The 17885-nt window shown below is 39.0% G+C and carries 16 protein-coding genes; 2 read left to right on the forward strand and 14 right to left on the reverse strand.

The window, feature by feature from the left end; translation table 11 throughout:
• Nucleotides 1–26: 26 nt before the first annotated feature.
• The 4 genes from KUV80_RS05030 to spoVK form a co-directional block, all read right to left on the reverse strand.
• Nucleotides 27–419 (reverse strand): MerR family transcriptional regulator, encoded by a 393-nt coding sequence (locus tag KUV80_RS05030; RefSeq protein WP_222461569.1) that lies wholly within the window; start codon nucleotides 417–419, stop codon nucleotides 27–29.
• A gap of 118 nt (nucleotides 420–537) precedes the next feature.
• Entirely contained in the window at nucleotides 538–1806 is a 1269-nt protein-coding gene (locus KUV80_RS05035; RefSeq protein ID WP_222461570.1) for an aminotransferase class I/II-fold pyridoxal phosphate-dependent enzyme, read from the reverse strand.
• A gap of 1 nt (nucleotide 1807) precedes the next feature.
• Nucleotides 1808–3067, reverse strand: a complete 1260-nt coding sequence (gene hflX / locus KUV80_RS05040; protein ID WP_222461571.1) for a GTPase HflX — start codon at nucleotides 3065–3067, stop codon at nucleotides 1808–1810.
• Between the two features lie 39 nt (nucleotides 3068–3106).
• Nucleotides 3107–4054, reverse strand: a complete 948-nt coding sequence (spoVK, locus tag KUV80_RS05045) for a stage V sporulation protein K (protein WP_222461572.1) — start codon at nucleotides 4052–4054, stop codon at nucleotides 3107–3109.
• 274 nt (nucleotides 4055–4328) lie between these two features.
• On the opposite strand from spoVK, the gene KUV80_RS05050 reads away from it, so the two are divergent.
• Nucleotides 4329–4955 carry a YitT family protein gene (locus KUV80_RS05050; protein ID WP_222461573.1) on the forward strand — a complete coding sequence of 209 codons (627 nt, stop codon included), beginning with the start codon at nucleotides 4329–4331 and terminating at the stop codon, nucleotides 4953–4955.
• A 118-nt stretch (nucleotides 4956–5073) separates the two neighbouring features.
• Here KUV80_RS05050 and KUV80_RS05055 read toward each other — a convergent pair whose 3' ends face one another.
• On the reverse strand, nucleotides 5074–5652 hold the full coding sequence (locus KUV80_RS05055; RefSeq protein ID WP_222461574.1) for a YhcN/YlaJ family sporulation lipoprotein: 579 nt from the start codon (nucleotides 5650–5652) through the stop codon (nucleotides 5074–5076).
• 101 nt (nucleotides 5653–5753) lie between these two features.
• Here KUV80_RS05055 and KUV80_RS05060 point away from each other — a divergent pair, with 101 nt between their 5' ends.
• On the forward strand, nucleotides 5754–6728 hold the full coding sequence (locus KUV80_RS05060) for a tyrosine-type recombinase/integrase (protein ID WP_222461575.1): 975 nt from the start codon (nucleotides 5754–5756) through the stop codon (nucleotides 6726–6728).
• A 48-nt stretch (nucleotides 6729–6776) separates the two neighbouring features.
• Here KUV80_RS05060 and hfq read toward each other — a convergent pair whose 3' ends face one another.
• The 9 genes from hfq to tdh all read right to left on the reverse strand — a co-directional run bounded on the left by hfq (nucleotide 6777) and on the right by tdh (nucleotide 17772).
• Entirely contained in the window at nucleotides 6777–7013 is a 237-nt protein-coding gene (gene hfq, locus KUV80_RS05065; RefSeq protein WP_066289634.1) for an RNA chaperone Hfq, read from the reverse strand.
• 41 nt (nucleotides 7014–7054) lie between these two features.
• Nucleotides 7055–7996, reverse strand: a complete 942-nt coding sequence (miaA, locus tag KUV80_RS05070) for a tRNA (adenosine(37)-N6)-dimethylallyltransferase MiaA (protein ID WP_222461576.1) — start codon at nucleotides 7994–7996, stop codon at nucleotides 7055–7057.
• A 9-nt stretch (nucleotides 7997–8005) separates the two neighbouring features.
• Nucleotides 8006–9862 carry a DNA mismatch repair endonuclease MutL gene (gene mutL, locus KUV80_RS05075; RefSeq protein ID WP_222461577.1) on the reverse strand — a complete coding sequence of 619 codons (1857 nt, stop codon included), beginning with the start codon at nucleotides 9860–9862 and terminating at the stop codon, nucleotides 8006–8008.
• A 15-nt stretch (nucleotides 9863–9877) separates the two neighbouring features.
• Entirely contained in the window at nucleotides 9878–12472 is a 2595-nt protein-coding gene (mutS, locus tag KUV80_RS05080; protein ID WP_222461578.1) for a DNA mismatch repair protein MutS, read from the reverse strand.
• A 112-nt stretch (nucleotides 12473–12584) separates the two neighbouring features.
• Nucleotides 12585–13157: an outer spore coat protein CotE gene (cotE, locus tag KUV80_RS05085; protein ID WP_222461579.1), complete on the reverse strand. Its 573-nt coding sequence runs from the start codon at nucleotides 13155–13157 to the stop codon at nucleotides 12585–12587.
• Nucleotides 13158–13378: 221 nt separating this feature from the next.
• Nucleotides 13379–13813, reverse strand: coding sequence for a RicAFT regulatory complex protein RicA family protein (locus tag KUV80_RS05090; protein WP_222461580.1), 435 nt, complete (start codon nucleotides 13811–13813; stop codon nucleotides 13379–13381).
• Complete coding sequence (gene miaB, locus KUV80_RS05095) at nucleotides 13813–15330, reverse strand: tRNA (N6-isopentenyl adenosine(37)-C2)-methylthiotransferase MiaB (RefSeq protein WP_246625026.1); 1518 nt, start codon at nucleotides 15328–15330, stop codon at nucleotides 13813–13815. The genes KUV80_RS05090 and miaB overlap by 1 nt, the downstream gene beginning before the upstream one ends.
• A gap of 208 nt (nucleotides 15331–15538) precedes the next feature.
• Nucleotides 15539–16714 carry a glycine C-acetyltransferase gene (locus KUV80_RS05100; RefSeq protein WP_222461582.1) on the reverse strand — a complete coding sequence of 392 codons (1176 nt, stop codon included), beginning with the start codon at nucleotides 16712–16714 and terminating at the stop codon, nucleotides 15539–15541.
• A 17-nt stretch (nucleotides 16715–16731) separates the two neighbouring features.
• Complete coding sequence (gene tdh, locus KUV80_RS05105; RefSeq protein ID WP_246625027.1) at nucleotides 16732–17772, reverse strand: L-threonine 3-dehydrogenase; 1041 nt, start codon at nucleotides 17770–17772, stop codon at nucleotides 16732–16734.
• Between the last annotated feature and the right edge of the window lie 113 nt (nucleotides 17773–17885).

Genomic DNA, 17885 nt, shown 5'->3' on the forward strand with positions numbered 1-17885 from the left:
GATTGTTCACATGTTAAGTATTATTTTTAATGAAAAAACCTGGAAAGTTCTCCTTGAATCAAAGATGTTTTTCCGTGTCTGCCTGCATGAATCAGTTCCCGTTTTAGGCGGCGATGAAGCGCTGATTCAGAAATTTCTTGAACATTTTGCTGTTTTTTAATAAATTCAGCCGCTTGCTCGTTCAGTTCAAAGACACGCTTAATACCTGCTAAGTTCACACCTTGCTCTAGTAAAGACTTAATCTCAAGAAGTTTATCTACATCGTTGAAAGAAAACAAACGACGATTACCTTCAGTTCTAGCAGGATGTATCAAATCGTTCTCCTCATAGTAGCGAATCTGTCTTGCCGATAACTCTGTTAGCTGCATAACAATACTAATGGGAAACAACGGTAAGTTCCTACGGTTCATATCGTTCATTTTGTCTACCTCCTTTCAACTTCTTTTTATATCTTATGTCAGAAAACCTAACATGTCAATCCTAATGTCAGAAAAATTAACATCAAAATAAAAAAAGGCCTTAGCCTTTTTAAAATGCTCATATTTCAATTAAACCATGTGTCAAAAGGTCATCTACTGCTGAAATTACCGCGATTTTTACATGTTCAAACGTTAGACCACCCTGCACAAATGCGATATATGGGGGGCGGATCGGGCCATCTGCAGTAAGTTCAATGCTCGCTCCTTGAATAAATGTCCCTGCAGCCATAATTACATCATCTTCATAGCCAGGCATGTAATCTGGATAAGGAACGGCGTATGAGTTGATGGGAGAAGCTTTTTGGATAGCTTGACAAAACATAATCATTCTTTCCCGATCATTAAAAATTACAGATTGAATGAGGTCTGTTCTTTTTGCGTTCCAAGCAGGACGCGTTTCCATACCTAATTCCTCTAAGAAAGCTGCAGTGAACACAGCACCTTTTAATGCTTGAGCCGTAACATGAGGTGCTAAAAAGAACCCTTGATACATTTCCTGCAGACTGTATAAGGAAGCCCCCGCTTCTCTTCCAATACCAGGTGAAGTCAGTCTATAGGCAATCCTGTTGATGAGCACTTCTTTGCCAGCAATGTATCCACCGGTTTTTGCAAGTCCGCCTCCAGGATTCTTAATTAACGAGCCTGCGATAATATCTGCACCAACCTCAATTGGCTCTTGAGTTTCTACGAATTCTCCATAACAGTTATCCACAAAGACGATACTATCGGGATTGATTTCTTTTACAAATGAAATCATCTCTTCAATTTCACTAATCGTAAAAGATGGACGATCGGCGTACCCTTTTGATCGTTGGATGCCAATCATTTTTGTTTTTGAAGTCATGGCTTTACTAACTGCCTCAAAGTCTACACCGCCGTGCTCTGTTAATTCCACATGCTGATAACTGATGTTATATTCTTTTAAAGAACCTTCACCCGTTCCTCTTATTCCCACGATTTCTTCAAGAGTATCGTATGGTTTTCCAGTGATATAAAGCAATTCATCTCCTGGACGAAGAACGCCAAATAGAGATAACGAGATAGCGTGTGTACCTGATATGATTTGTGGTCTAACGATGGCCGATTCTGCTTTAAAGACATGAGCATATACGTTCTCTAATGTATCTCGTCCAGCATCATCATAACCGTATCCGGTTGAGGGATGAAAATGATGATCGCCTACATTATTTTTTTGAAAAGCTTTTAATACTTTAAGCTGATTAAACTGGGAGACCGTATCAATTGATTCGTGCACGTCTTTAATTCTGTCTGAGACGATATGTGTGGTTTTCTCTAGAACTTCTTCGTTTTGAAACTGTGAATACATGTTATTCTCCTTTATTGCTGCTGATGGACTGAATGGATGATGATGAAAGTGCATAGCCCTTACAATCATAAACAAGCTTTTCTTTGTTGAACTCTTGTTCAATTAAGATGGTTTCCGATCGAAGCCTTGACAGCTGCTTCCCATCGTGAGCCGGCACACTGATATGATAATAGGTTAATTGTTTCGTCACTTCTTTTTCAATTGTATCTTTTAACGAACATATGTCTTGTTCAGACAAGGCCGAAATTGAAATCGATGGACTCTCCGGTATAAAATCTTCACCAAACTGATCCTTTTTGTTGTAGACCGTTAACATGGGTATGTGACTGGCATTCAACTCATTTAATATACGTTTTACCGTATTCGCATGTTGAGCTCTGTCATCGCTCGACCCATCGATCACATGAATCAGCAGATTGGCTTCAGCCGCCTCTTCTAACGTTGATCTGAATGCTGCGATAAGAGAAGTTGGCAGGTCTTGAATAAACCCAACCGTGTCTGTAAGCAGCATCCCAAAACCGCTACCGAGCTTTACTTTTCTAGTTAAAGGGTCTAATGTCGCAAAAAGCTGATCTTCCTCATAGCTGTCTGCTTCTGTTAACTTATTGAAGATCGTTGATTTCCCGGCATTTGTATAACCAACAAGTGCAGCTTGAAAAACGCCCTGGTGTCTCCGCCGTTCACGATACCGTTCACGGTGACTGACGACCTGGTTAATTTGCTGCTTTAATTCATGAATACGCAGCCTGATGTGACGTCTGTCTTTTTCAAGCTTGGTTTCACCAGGACCTCTTGTTCCGATTCCCCCACCTAGTCTTGATAGACTCTTACCAAGTCCCGATAGCCTAGGTAAAAGATATTCGAGCTGAGCAAGTTCTACTTGGAGCTTACCTTCTCTCGTTTTTGCACGCTGAGCGAATATATCAAGAATCAATTGAGTTCGATCTATGATTCTGGCACTAAAATGGTTGGACAGATTCCGGACTTGAGACGGAGACAATTCACTGTTAAAAATGATAAGTTCCGCTTCTAGTTCTTCTTCTAGCGCAATGATTTCTTCCACTTTACCCTTACCGATAAAAGTAGCAGAATCATAGCGGTCTCTCTTTTGAGAAACTTCTGCACAAACCGTACCTTTAGCCGTTTTTGTAAGTGATTTTAATTCTTCCATTGAATAAAAAAAACGCTCGTCGTTCTGCCGCGGAAGCTGACAGCCGACGAGAATCGCTTTTTCCTGAACTGAATCGTTATGTCTGTTCAAATTTGCGATCCCTGCTTTCCGTAGTCTCCCTCCATCATATCAAATCAAATCGCGTTCTTCTAGCACTAGGTCATCACTTTGAATCGTCATGAGTGCTTTCCTGTCTTGTCTGAAATCATTCAGTAATCGAACGGATTGTCTTCTCACTGCTTTTTCGATCATATTTCGAATGTATCTTCCGTTTGAAAATGAGCTATTTTCGGAGTTCCTTACTCTGTCTATATGCTGCTTCATTTTCCACTCACAATCTTTTGTTAACACATATTCTCTTTCAGCCAGCATCCTTTTTGATATTTCCATCAGCTCCTCAACGGAGTAATCCGGAAACGAGATGATCACTGGAAACCTTGAAGGAAGACCGGGATTCAGCTTTAGGAAGCGATCCATCTCCTTTGGGTAGCCTGCCAATATGAGAATAAATTCATGCTGCTGATCTTCCATCGCTTTAACGAGCGTGTCGATGGCTTCTTTTCCGAAGTCTTTTTCTCCGCCCCTCCCTAATGAATAAGCTTCATCGATAAATAAAATGCCTCCATGTGCTTTTTTTAATAACTCTCTCGTCTTTTGAGCAGTATGCCCAATATATTCTCCCACTAGATCTGCCCTCTCGGCTTCGATCAGGTGACCTTTGGATAAAACCTTCATTTCATGAAAAAGAGTACCTAGCTTACGGGCAACTGTTGTTTTTCCCGTTCCTGGATTTCCTTTAAACAGCATATGAAGAGCTTGTTTTTCAGCTTTCATACCCATTTCTTGTCGACACTTATTAATATGAAGCCATGCATAAATTTCCTTAACGTGATATTTTAAGTCTTCCATCCCTACGAGACGATTTAACTCTTGCTCCATTTTTATTAATGGAAGATGCTGTTCCATCGCTTTTTCTTTTCCTTGTGAAAGGCTTTCATCTGTTTTTGGTTTATCATTTCCTTGGTTTAAAACGATATTGATCTGCCGTTGTTTTTTTATCGCGATTGGTTCATTCAAGCGGTACCACCTCTCTTTACCAGTCGAATCATTATACGTTTCTCAGATCATACCTGTGACAAATGCCTATATTTTTTGTTGACCACTGTTATCAATTTATGACAGCGGCACTTTATCTACCACAATGACAAGCTCTGTTTTTTAAAATGAATAAATATGAAGACGTTGTAAGCGGTTTCTATTTTCAGACGAATAAAAATACTCAAGTATGCAATGTTTCCATGATATGTTAAGAAAAGAAATAACTATGTTTAGTAAACGGAAGTAGGAAAACATGTCTATTAAATATCAAAAAATTATAACAATCTTAATCGGCTTATTTTTAACAGCTGCTGGTATGAAAGTATTAACCGTAAATAGCTTAACGTTTGGTGGAACAGCAGGGATTGCAACATTAGGTTCTTTTGTGAGTGATTGGTCATGGGGAATTTTGTTCTTAATCGTTAACTTGCCTTTCTTTATTCTTTCCATAAGAAAACTGGGGTGGACGTTCTCTCTTTCCACGTTTTTGTGTATACTGCTTATTTCCGTTGTTTCGGATTTAATGGATTATATACATGTCCCAACGATTGCACCAGTCCTTGCCTCCATAATTGCTGGGACGCTCATTGGAGTCGGTGTTAGTTTTGTTCTTAACTCTGGTGCCTCTTTAGGTGGAATTCATATTTTAGCTATATATTTAGAGCAGAAATCGGATATCAACCGAGGCTTGTCCCTATTTGTAACGGATTTCATCATTGTGTCTTCTGTGGTAGTTATCGTTGGATTTAAGAATGCTCTAGTTTCGATCATATCTATTACGATCGCCTCTTATATAGCAGGTAAATTAAAAATGAAAACAAAGCATGCAATTTCTGTTTATATCCCAAATGAATCAGCAGAACCTGTTAGGAATAACTAAAAGCATTTCCCTTTTTAAAAAGGAAATGCTTTTTCTTGTTTACGTAATGTTTGTTATGTTACTTACCACTGTCCAAATGTGTCAAATCATGCGCTTCCTTAGGAAATATTAATATCAGCTATTCATATAGATCATCTCTCGTATGGTCCATCTCTTCATGCATGTCTTGTCTTTCTGTTGATTTATATTGCCCACTCAAAGGTCTAATCTTCCCAATAAGAATACCCAGCTCATTATAAACCCCGCCTTGAAGATCATTCTTACTTTGCTCTACTTTTTTTCCTAAACCTTTTATTTGTTTAATCTTTTCCGGATCTGTTGTTATGGCTGCGTTTCGGCCATGCGCATTCCCTTTAATAACGTTATAAACTTCTTTTCTTAGCGCATCATTTTCTTCTCCTGGCGCTACTCTTTGTGTTGGTACGATTCCAACTAATGTGTAGATTCCGCTTACGATCACATAAGCTTTATCTACTCCTTCAACTTTTTCTGCAAGCTGCACCAAGTCTTTGGATTGATGAACTTCGTCACTTTTTTCTTCCACAAGGGGTGAATCAATCTGGGAGTTTGGAAGCCGTTCTGACGTTCTGAATTTTACCTGCTTTGTATCGAGACCCTCATCACCAGACCCGCTTTTTCCAGAGCAAGCGCCAAGAATGAACACAAGACACATAAAAAGCACCGTTACCTTTTGCATTTTCATCATCCTTTTTTAAATAGTGTTGTTAGGATTTGCATGAAATATGCAAAAAACCGAGCCTTTGATATAATGGAAAAAAGAGGTTATAGGAGGCAATTATGGAAGAGTATCCACACTTACCCGAATATGCCCAATCATTTATCTCCCATATCGAAAAAAAAGGCAGAAAAAAAAGTACGATTAAACGATACTATTATGACCTGATGGATTTCTTTGCTTGGCTACGTGTTATGAAAAAAGAGGATGATATCCATATCATTCAAAACGTGGATGCTTCACTCTTAAACGAATATTTCTTATTCTTATCAAAGCAGCGTGAGTACAGCATAGCAACAAGTAAAAGGGTATATACCGTAATTAAAAGTTTGTTTCAATTTCTTCATTTCAAGAAAATAATCAACGTTAATCCCTTTTTGGGGATGGAACAAAACTTAAGAGAAGACACCCATTTTCATGAAGAGGATTTTATTACTGATGAAGAATTTCAACAGTTTTTTCAGATGCTGTCTTCTTATGAAGGACTTACTGAGAAACAACAAAAGTACAGACACCTGTTGATTAAAAGAAATCAAGCCATCGTTTCACTTTTGTATCGCTATGGCTTAACTCTGCAGGAATTAACAGCGATCGAAATGAAACATGTTCATTTTACTCAAAAGCAGTTAACCGTAATCAACAAAGATGAAACAAGACGATTGCCTCTCGACGACTCCATACAACACTTATTGTATGAGTATAAAGAAACTATCCCTGATCCGATCCGGCCGCGCTTGTATTCCTCTGATCGCTTTTTCATCGCTTTTGATTACCAAAGAGGTACGTTTCGATTTGATTATAAAAACTATGAACCGAAGCCACTTACGGTAATTGCCATTCAAAAAGTGCTGCGTCAGGAAATTAGGCGTTCAGGGATTCGAAATGGAATAAGCTCGCACCATCTCAGACGAACAGCAATATTAAACTTTGTAAGTGATGGAAAAACGGAAGAAGAAGTCCAAGAATGGTTTGGTTTAAAATCTCAGCTAACGGTTCAAAGGTATGAAGCTTACATAAAAGAAAAGCAAATGATTTAAGAAAATTAAAAACTCCCTGCAACCGCATTTGGTTACAGGGAGTATTTGTTATTCATTCATATTTGCAGAAGATAAATCTACATTTCGGTGTGGGGTAAACGTTGAAATGGCATGCTTATATATGAGGTGCTGTTTCCCTTCTGCCTCAAGTACTACCGTAAAGTTGTCAAACCCCTTTACTAAACCTTTGAGCTGAAAGCCATTCAGCAAGTATACGGTCACATAAATATTTTCGCGCCGTAGCTGGTTTAAGTAATGATCCTGTAAATTGATTGATTGCTTCATGTGAACAGATCCTCCTCTTTGGGCATTACCTAATATAGATTCTAGGAAATTTTTAATTTCCCTTCAACAAAGTGATGAATTTCTTTAAATTTTTTCTGAAATGGCCCCTCATCCATTGAAAACCATGTCACATCCATTTGGTTATAGAACCAGGTGAACTGTCTTTTTGCGTATCTGCGGGAATTTCGTTTCAACAAAGATACGGCTTCTTCTAGCGTACATTCTCCCAAAAGGTATGGAAAAAGCTCTTTGTATCCGATAGCTTTAGCGGCAAGACTTTTTTCAACATCCATCGTCAGCAACCATTTTGCTTCTTCCAAAACTCCGTGCTCCATCATTAAATCAACACGTGTATTTATACGCTCATACAAACGTTCACGATTCATGGTCAAACCTACTAAAGCCAGGTTATAATCAGATTCTTCAACTCCGGCAACGTTTTTCTGTTCGTTGGAAGGAATGTTACCTGTTTCGTGATAAATTTCAAGCGCTCTTATAACCCGAGGAACATTATTCGGGTGGATTTCAGCCGCACGCACCGGATCAACCAATCGAAGTTCACGATGCAAAGCCTCCGAACCTTCGTCATCCGCTCTTTTTTGCAATTGTTCTCTTAATTCGCTGTTTCTTTTAGCTTCTGAAAAATCATAATGATGCGTAACCGCTCGAATATATAGCCCTGTTCCCCCAACAATAATTGGAATTTTTCCTCGTTGGTTGATTTCGCTGATCAGCTCTTTTGCACGTGTTTGAAATTCCGCTACAGAAAATGGCTCAGAGGGATGCTTAATATTGATCAAATGGTGCGGAATTCCTTGTTTCTCTTCTTCGGTTATTTTGGCAGTACCAATATCTAATCCCTGGTACACCTGCATGGAGTCGCCACTAATAATTTCACCATTGATGGCTTTGGCAAGTTCAATACTTGTTTTTGTCTTCCCAACTGCTGTCGGCCCTACAATCACGACTAGTTTTTCTCTCATAGTTAACTCCTACATGACCCGCTTAAACATTTTTTCGAGTTCATAAGTTGATAGGTGAATCGTAATGGGTCTGCCATGAGGACATGTATAAGGATCTTCTGAAGAACGAAGAGATTCTAATAACGCAAAGATCTCATCATTTCTTAGATGGTGGTTTGCTTTAATCGATCCTTTACATGACATCATTATGGCAGCTTCTTCTCTTAATTTTTCGATATCAATTTTCTTTTGTTCTAATACTTGCTGGATAATATCCGTAATCGTTTCTTTTTCATACCCATTAGGAAACCATTGCGGATGCTCTCTGACGATAAACGTATTCTGTCCAAACGGCTCCAGGAAAAGTCCAACCTTGCTAAAGAAGTCCAGATTCTCTTGAATAAAAAGAGCTTCTTGGGTTGTATATTCAAACGTATAGGGTACGGTTAAAAGCTGGACTTCCCTTTCAACTTCACCGACTTTCTTTTTAAAATATTCGTATTTGATTCGTTCTTGGGCAGCGTGTTGATCAATCATATAAAGGCCGTTTTCGTTTTGGGCAAGGATATACGTTCCATGCATCTGTCCGATTGGGTACAAAACGGGTATCTTCTCTGTACTCTTTTCTTCTATGTGTTTCATTTCTTCTTCCGTTGCTGAGGAAGACTGATTTCGATCCTCCAAAAAAATATCCATCATTTCTTTTATGTGAACGGACTCATTTTGATTAATCGTTTCAGCTACAACTGGGCTTGCTTCACGCTTATCGAATAGAGTTTTGGTTTTATCGTCAGGAAATGATTCCTTTGCTTTTTGACCATATTGAAAAGAAATCGCAGATTGGACGTCGATGTCTTTTTGCTTTTGTTCTTTTTTTTGAAAGTTCACTTCAGGAATCAATTGCTCAGCTTTCAAAGTTTTCCGTACTTCGTTTTCAACGAGTTGAACAAGTTCTGCTTCTTTACTCAACCTTGCTTCATGTTTAGAGGGATGTACGTTTACATCTATGATCGTTGGGTCCATCTTAACGGAGAGAACCGCGATCGGGAAACGTCCAATCGGTAAAAAGGTATGGTAAGCGTTCTGGATCGCTTTTGAAAGAGCGAAGTTTTTAATATACCGGCCATTCATAAATAACGAGATATACTGTCTAGATGCCCTGTTCAACTCAGGTTTTGCGACATACCCAGTAACTTCATAATCCAGCGATGTACATGAAACCGAAATCATGTTCTTGGCCGTCTGAATCCCATAAACAGAAGCAATGATCTGCAGCAAATTACCGTTTCCAGATGTTTGAAGCAATTCTTTGCCATTATGTTTCAATCGAAAAGAAACATTCGGATTAGCTAACGCAAGTCTATTAACAAGATCCGTGATTGTACCTAATTCAGTCTGTATTGTTTTTACGTGCTTAAGACGCGCAGGGGTATTATAAAACAAGTTACGGACAGTAAGATCTGTACCTTTTCTGCTATTCGTCTGCTGTTGTTTACGAATTTTTCCATTCTCAATGAACAAATACGTACCAGGTCCATTTCCTGTAGAAGACTTTAACTCGACTTGCGATACAGATGAAATACTTGGTAAGGCTTCCCCACGAAAGCCCATCGTTCGGATTTGAATAAGGTCTTGTTCACTTTTGATCTTACTGGTAGCATGGCGGTTAAAAGCAAGCACACAATCATCCGATTCAATACCGTCTCCATTATCTAAGACTCGAATAAGGGAGAGTCCCCCTTCTTCCACTTCAATCTCAATTCTTGACGCATTTGCATCTATTGAATTTTCAACAAGTTCTTTTACAACAGAGGCCGGGCGCTCCACTACTTCTCCAGCAGCAATTTTATTCGATAGATGTTCATCCAGCTGTATGATTCTGCCCATCTGTATCGCCTCCTTTTATTTCAGTTTAGTCTGCAGCTTATATAAAGCATTCATGGCATCTAGTGGTGTCATTTCTAGAACATTTATGGTCTTCAATTCCTTCAAGACATCCCATTCTTTAGAATCTCTTTTTCTGGATGATGGAACGTTATCTGAGAATAAGCTTAGCTGGCTTTCATTGATCTCTTTTTCTTTTGCTGCAGCGACTTCTAGATTAGGTAATGATTCTTTCATTTCTTGTTTTTCATACGTTTGCAGGATGGTTTTCGCTCTTTTAATAACCTCTTCCGGTAGTTCGGCAAGTTCAGCCACTTGAATTCCGAAGCTTTTATCAGCTTGTCCATCAATCACTTTATGCAAAAAGACAAGGCTGCCGTTCTCTTCTACCGCACTGACAAAAACATTTTTTAATGAGGATAGAGAATGTTCAAGTATAGTCAGTTCATGATAATGGGTTGAAAAAAGTGTTTTCGCTTGGATATTCTCATGAATAAATTCAATGATGGACTGAGCAAGAGCCATACCATCGTACGTGGAAGTACCTCGTCCGATTTCATCTAGCAGGATAAGACTGTTTTGTGTCGCACTCGTCAGCGCAAAGTTTGTTTCCAACATCTCAACCATAAACGTACTCTGACCACCGACTAAATCATCAGCAGCTCCGATTCGGGTGAAAATTTGATCAAATAATGGAAGTTCCGCTTTTTCGGCTGGAACAAAACAACCGATCTGCATCATGACAGATGTTAAAGCCAATTGTCTCATATACGTACTTTTTCCTGCCATGTTTGGTCCTGTGATCAACAGCATGTTTCTTTCCCTGTTCAACACGATATCGTTCGGAACATATTCTTGTGCATCCATTACTTTTTCAACGACAGGATGACGGCCGCCTACGATGTTTACGTTCCCATTTTCAGAAACTTCAGGTCTTACGTAATGGTATTGTTCACTGATTGAGGCAAAGGATTGGATAACGTCGAGTTCTGATAGTACACCAGCCAATTGCTGTAGTCCTGGAATGAATTGTTTTACATATTCTCTGACTTCTAAAAATAAAGAATACTCAAGTTCTGTAATCTTATCTTCTGCTTCTAAAATAACGCGTTCTTTTTCTTTGAGTTCAGGAGTGACGTAACGTTCGGCATTTGCTAAAGTCTGCTTTCGTTCATATCTCTCTACAGGAACCATTGAAAGGTTTGATTTCGTCACTTCAATGTAATATCCGAATATTTTATTAAAGCCGATTTTTAACGACTTGATACCAGTAGACATTTTTTCTTGCTGTTCTAGTGCTGCTATCCATTCTTTTCCGTTCAGACTTGCATCTTTATATTCATCTAGCTGTGCATGATAGCCTTTTTTGATTATCCCGCCTTCTTTGATCTGAACGGGAGCTTCATCATGAATGGCTGAATCTAAATAATGAGCTAGTTCCTTATGATCTTTCATCTTTTCATAGATTTCACAAGCATATGCCCCTGGGATTTGCTTTATTTTTTCTTTAAGCACAGGAACGCTCATAAGTGATCTCTTCAATTGCACTAAATCTCTTGGGCTAGCGTTGCCGTATGAAATTTTTGCGATAAGACGCTCCATATCATACACAGATTTTAACTGTTCTTTCATCTCTTCACGTATAAAAAATTCGTTGATAAGGTTTCCTACCAATTCCAGCCGTTTTTCAATCGTTTGCTTCACAAATAAAGGTTCTTCCACCCATTGCTTCAGCTTTCTTGCTCCCATAGCAGTCATCGTAGAATCTAACAGCCACAATAACGAACCTTTTTTCCCTTTTCCACGTATGGACTCGGTTAATTCCAGGTTTCTTTTCGAAAAGGCATCTAGAATCATTCTTTTGTCATTTTGCTGGAATTCAACAGCTTTCAAATGGTCAAACGATCTTTTTTGTGTAAAGCTTAAATAGTGAAACAATCTTCCTGCTGCTTTTTTAACAGCTTCATGTGATAGATTTTTAACCAGATGCTCGAACTTGGCATCTACCGTATTCTCAGCTTGAATAGAAACAAAGGCTTGTCCGTTTTGAATGATCGTCTCATTCCATAAACTATGTAATTCTCCATTACCAACGATTTCCTTAACACCGTGACTTAACAGCAATTGAATAAAGGGAAGATGATTTCCTTCATACGTATACCCTTTTAATTCACCAGTTGATAAGTCAGAGAGCACGTAAGCATACAAATTACCTTCTTTTTCAATAGAAACGAGGTAATTGTTCTCTCGATCTTGCAATAGATGATCATCAATGACCGTTCCAGGTGTGATGATCTGAACGACTTCACGCTTCACTACGCCCACTGCTTGCTTTGGATCTTCAACTTGTTCACAGATTGCTACTTTATGGCCGTTCTCTACTAATGCTTTAATATATCCGGCAGAAGAATGGTAAGGAACACCGCACATCGGGATACGGTCTCGACTTCCACCATCTCTGCTCGTTAATGTAATCTCTAAAATCTGAGCTGCTTGAACAGCATCTTCAAAGAACATTTCATAAAAATCGCCTAAACGGAAAAATAAAAAGGCATCTTGGTGAGCTGCCTTGATAGATAAGTATTGTTGAATCATTGGAGTATATTGCGACATTTTTTTCACCTATTTTCATAACTTTCGATGTTGTTATTATAGCATAACTCAAGACGTCTTTTCGTTTTTGTGAGCATGAAAAAAACGGGAAGACTACTCCCCGCTTTAGCTTTTATTCTTCTAAGTCCCCAATTAGGAAATTAGGATCCAGATCTTCAAAGTCTTCTTCATCAACGTCATACTCCCAATCTCTTGTATTCTCATCATCAAAGCCGTCAGGATTCACATATACACATACTTTTGTTTCACCGATAATTTCACATACAAACTCTCTTTCTACTTGAACAATGACTTTATTTCCGTTAGGAGAGATCGTAGCTTCTAGCGTATTAGGTTCTTGTAATGCACGGCATGATACTTCATACTGGTTACCCATCGCATGTTTATCTCTTACACTTAGGTCGACCTTATCTTTAAAATGAATCGTTTCGGTTACTACTTCAGTTCTTGTATTATCGTTATAAGAATACCAGACATTAATATCATAGCTTCCTTCCACTTCAACACATTCATCATTTCTTTTTGGTTTGTAAGCATGATTGATGATCCAGCAACCTAAAATGCTGCTAGGACGGTGACTGGGTGCTATCGTATGTGTGGCTTGAGAAAACTTTCTCCCTTTACCGCATACCGCTTTCGTAATGATCTCTCTGTAAGTCAACTCCTGTTCAACGCGTCTAGACATACCTAAATCCCTCCTCATCCGATCTCCATACATTTTATGCGGGGCAAATGCCTATTGTGCTAATTAATCCAAATTTCAGGGAATTAGTCTATGTATATGGGCTCTTGTTGTCCATAGTTCTTAAAATAATATTTTGATTACGGTACGTGAAATTTTTCTGTTTGTATCAAAAAAACACGATACACATGAAAGTGTACCGCGTTTCTTAAGATTACTTGCTATTAGTGACAGCCACAGCCGCCTGGTGAACATCCTTCTTGTGAGCCTGTAGTTCCTTTTAGAAGATCGCCGCCTGTAGACTCGATGATTTCATCTGTCACTTTGTTTGAGATCGTATGAGAAACCATCTGTAAAATGTCATTCACATCACTCTGAGACTGTTTAAATTCCTGAACGACAGGAATGCTGTCAAGTTCAGCCATCAACGCATCAATCTTCGTTTCCACTTCTTTTGAAGCTTCATGCTTTTGATAGTGCTGAAGGTTAACTGCTTGTTTTTGAAGGTTCTTGATTTGTCCCATCAGTTTAGCTACATTACCATTCGTGTTGATCTGTGCTTCAGCTTTCTTGAAAAATTCAACTTCTTCAGTCGTCGCAATCATCTTTGCAAGTTCTTTTGCTTTACCTAATATTTCTTCTTTCGTATATGTTGTCATTAGTTTACCACCTCTGATTTTTCTTCGATCCAGTCTCCACCAAGGTTCCATGTTTTTGCATCAGTTATTTTTACTTTAACAATCTCACCGATTAAATGTTTAGGTGCCCTGAAATTTACAACCTTGTTCGATCCCGTATGCCCAGTTAATACATCTGGATTTTTCTTGCTTTCACCTTCAACAAGCACTTCAACTACTTTACCTACAAAAGCTTGGTTCTTTTTCAGAGAAATATCGTTTAACACACTGTTTAAGCGTTGAAGCCGTTCTCGTTTCACTTCCATCGGAACATTGTCTTTCATTTTCGCAGCAGGTGTTCCTTCTCTCGGGGAATAAATAAAGGTATAGGCTGCGTCGTATTCCACTTCTTTAACGAGAGTGATCGTTTCCTCAAATTGTTCATCCGTTTCATTAGGGAAACCGACGATTATATCTGTTGTTAGAGCAGCATTTGGTACAGCCTCTTTAATTTTTTTCACTAATTCCAAATAATGCTCTCTTGAATATTTACGAGCCATTAATTTTAAGATCTCGCTGTTTCCATGCTGCACAGGCAGATGGATATGCTCCACGATGTTGCCGCCTTTTGCAAGCACCTCAATTAAACGGTCATCAAAATCACGCGGATGACTTGTTGTGAATCTGAGCCTCGGAATATCGATCTTGCGGATTTCATCCATCAGATCACCAAGTCCGTAGTTCAAGTCTTCAAAATCCTTGCCGTAAGCATTTACATTTTGTCCTAAAAGCGTAACTTCTTTATATCCTTCTCTTGCCAGCTGACGGACTTCTTCGATAATATCCTGAGGATGTCTGCTTCTTTCTTTTCCTCGTGTATAAGGTACGATACAATACGTACAAAACTTGTCACAGCCGTACATAATGTTTACCCAGCCTTTAACATTTCCTTTGCGTTTTCTTGGAAGGTTCTCAACAATATCCCCTTCTTTAGACCATACTTCAACGACCATCTCTTTTGAGAATAAGGCATTTTCAATGATTTGAGGCAATCGATGAATATTATGAGTTCCAAAGATCATATCGACTTGAGGATAAGTTGATAAAATACGGTTTACGACTGATTCTTCCTGTGACATACAGCCGCACACGCCTAAGAGCAGATTAGGATTGTTTGCTTTTGTATGTTTCAAATGACCCAGTTCACCAAACACTTTGTTTTCAGCATTTTCACGAATGGCACATGTATTAAGAAGAATAACGTCCGCATCTTCCGTACTATCAGTCACTTCATATCCCATTTCATTGAGTATACCAGCCATGATCTCCGTGTCATGTTCGTTCATTTGACAACCGTACGTTCGAATATAGAACTTCTTGCCCATTCCGATATCTTTTAAATTCTCTGGAATCGAAAAGTCCTTTAAAATTTGTGTCTGTTCTTTGCCTCGCTTCTTCGCATCTTTTAAAGAAGGAGGAGCATAAGTGGTTTGAAAGTATTGTGAGTAGTCTCTTTTTTTATGATCTATTTCCTTATGATTGTCTTTCGTAGTATCCAAGACGTATTTCACTCCTTACTGCCGTTCATTCCATTTTGTTCTTAACTTAACTCATATAAGCCTGTCTTTTAAATCCAACTGTAACATTATATCAAATTATTGGTTAATAGTTAAATGTGAATTCTCGTTAGTTTACATAAAATTAATATAGTAAACTAAAGTCTCTTTCCACACAAATAAAAAAGAAGGATAAACTCCTTCTTTTTGGCTAAATGATCTCTAGTTCTTTGCCTGCTTTTTCAAAAGCATCCAGTGCTGCTTGCAGTTCCTCTTTTGTATGCTGAGCGGTCACGATCGTACGAACGCGTGCTTTTCCTTTTGCCACAGTTGGGAACGCGATCCCTTGCGCAAAAACACCATATTTTAAGAGTGTATCCGATAATCGATGTGCAAGTGCATCATCCCCGATAATGACAGGCGTAATTGGCGTTTCACTCACACCCGTATCAAACCCAAGATTTTTTAATCCTTCTTTAAAAAACCTTGTGTTCTCCCAGAGACGCTCCATATGTTCTGGTTCTTCTTCAAGTACATCAATCGCTGCCGAACTTGCAGCGATTACTGCAGGCGGGTGTGAAGTACTGAATAGGAATGGACGGCCTTTATGGATCAGATAATCTCTTAACGTTTGCGTACTTGCAATATAGCCGCCTAACACACCAATTGCTTTACTCAACGTTCCTACTTGAATGTGAACACGTCCGTTCAGGTTAAAATGATCAATCGTTCCACGTCCGTTGTTCCCGAGAACACCGCTTGCATGAGCATCATCTACCATAACGAGAGCATCATACTTTTCAGCAAGCTCAACGATCCCCGGAAGCGGCGCGATGTTGCCATCCATTGAGAATACACCATCAGTAACAACAATTCTCTTTCTATATTCTTGCGTCTCTTTTAATGCAGCTTCTAAATCTTCTAGATCCACATGCTTATAGATTCTTCTTTTCGCTTTCGTTAAACGGATTCCATCGATGATTGAGGCATGATTCAATTCATCTGAAATAACAACATCTTGATCTGTAAGAATCGCAGATAAGATTCCTTGATTCGTCGAAAAACCTGATTGGAATACAAGACAAGCTTCTGTATGCTTGAATTTAGCCAGCTTCTGTTCAAATTCTTCATGCATGGACAATGTACCCGCGATCGTTCGGACTGAACCTGTACCTACACCAAACTCTTCAACTGCTTGTAATGCCGCTTGTTTCATTTTCGGGTGGCTCGTCAAGCCTAAATAGTTGTTAGAAGAAAGCTGAATCACTTCCTTGCCGTTAATCACTACTTTAGAACCTTGTTCTGACTCAAGAGGAACGAGTTTTCTAAATGTCCCCTCTTCTTTCATCTGATCTAATTCTTTTTGTAGATATTCGAAACCTTTCATCACTATCAATCTCCTCTCTACGGAATAAGAACTACTTTTCCACAATTACCTTTTATCATTAAATCAAACCCTTCTTCAAAGCGTTCCATTGGAAGAGTGTGGGTAATAATCGTTTCTGGGTGCATGCTCCCTGATTGTAGCAATCCAGAAACTTGCTGCCATGTTTCATACATTTTTCTGCCGGTGATTCCTTGTACTGTAATCCCTTTAAAAACAACGTCGTTCGTAAGGTCAATCTCAACTGGCTTCACTGGAAGACTTAAGATCGATACACGTCCTCCGTTTGTTATCATCTTGAAACCTTGGTTGATGGCAACAGGATGTCCGCTCATCTCACAAACCACATCTACACCATTTCCGTCTGTAAGCTCTAAAACTCTATTAACAGGATCTTCATTTTTCGGGTTAATGACTTCTGAAGCTCCCACTTTTTTTGCCAAGTCAAGACGGTATTCATTGAGGTCCAAAGCGATTACTTGGCTTGCTCCTGCTGCCTTAGCAACATTAACTGCCATGATTCCGATCGGTCCACACCCGATAACAGCAACTGTTTTCCCCGCTACATCTCCAGCTAATACCGTGTGGACTGCATTCCCCATTGGCTCTTGTATAGACCCGTGTTCAAAAGACATGTTCGGATCATTTATCCAGATGTTTTCTGCTGGCATCGCAACGTATTCCGCAAAGCAGCCATTCGTATCTACACCAATAATTTTTGTGTTCTTGCAGATATGGAATTGTCCTTTTAAGCATTGAGGACAAGAATGACAAACAATATGTGTTTCAGCAGAGACATGATCTCCTACTTTTACATTCGTAACAGAATTTCCGATCCTTTCAACTACACCTGAAAACTCGTGACCAAAAATATAAGGAGGCTTCACACGGCTCTCTGACCACTCATCCCACGTATAAATATGGACATCAGTTCCACAGATGGAAGTCGCTCTTACTTTAATCAATACCTCATTTTCATTTATCTCAGGTATATCTACCGTTTCTAATCTAGCACCATACCCAGCGTGATGCTTAACAATTGCTTTCATTTTTCCTTCCAAGCTGAACACTCCTCACTAAACATCAATATCAATCCCAACATTATTGTACATTTAATAGATAATGAGGTAAAGAGCAGTGTTCACACGAGGTGGACATTCGCAGATACCAAAAA

Source organism: Fictibacillus nanhaiensis, from assembly GCF_019801215.1.
Classification (GTDB): domain Bacteria; phylum Bacillota; class Bacilli; order Bacillales; family Fictibacillaceae; genus Fictibacillus; species Fictibacillus nanhaiensis_C.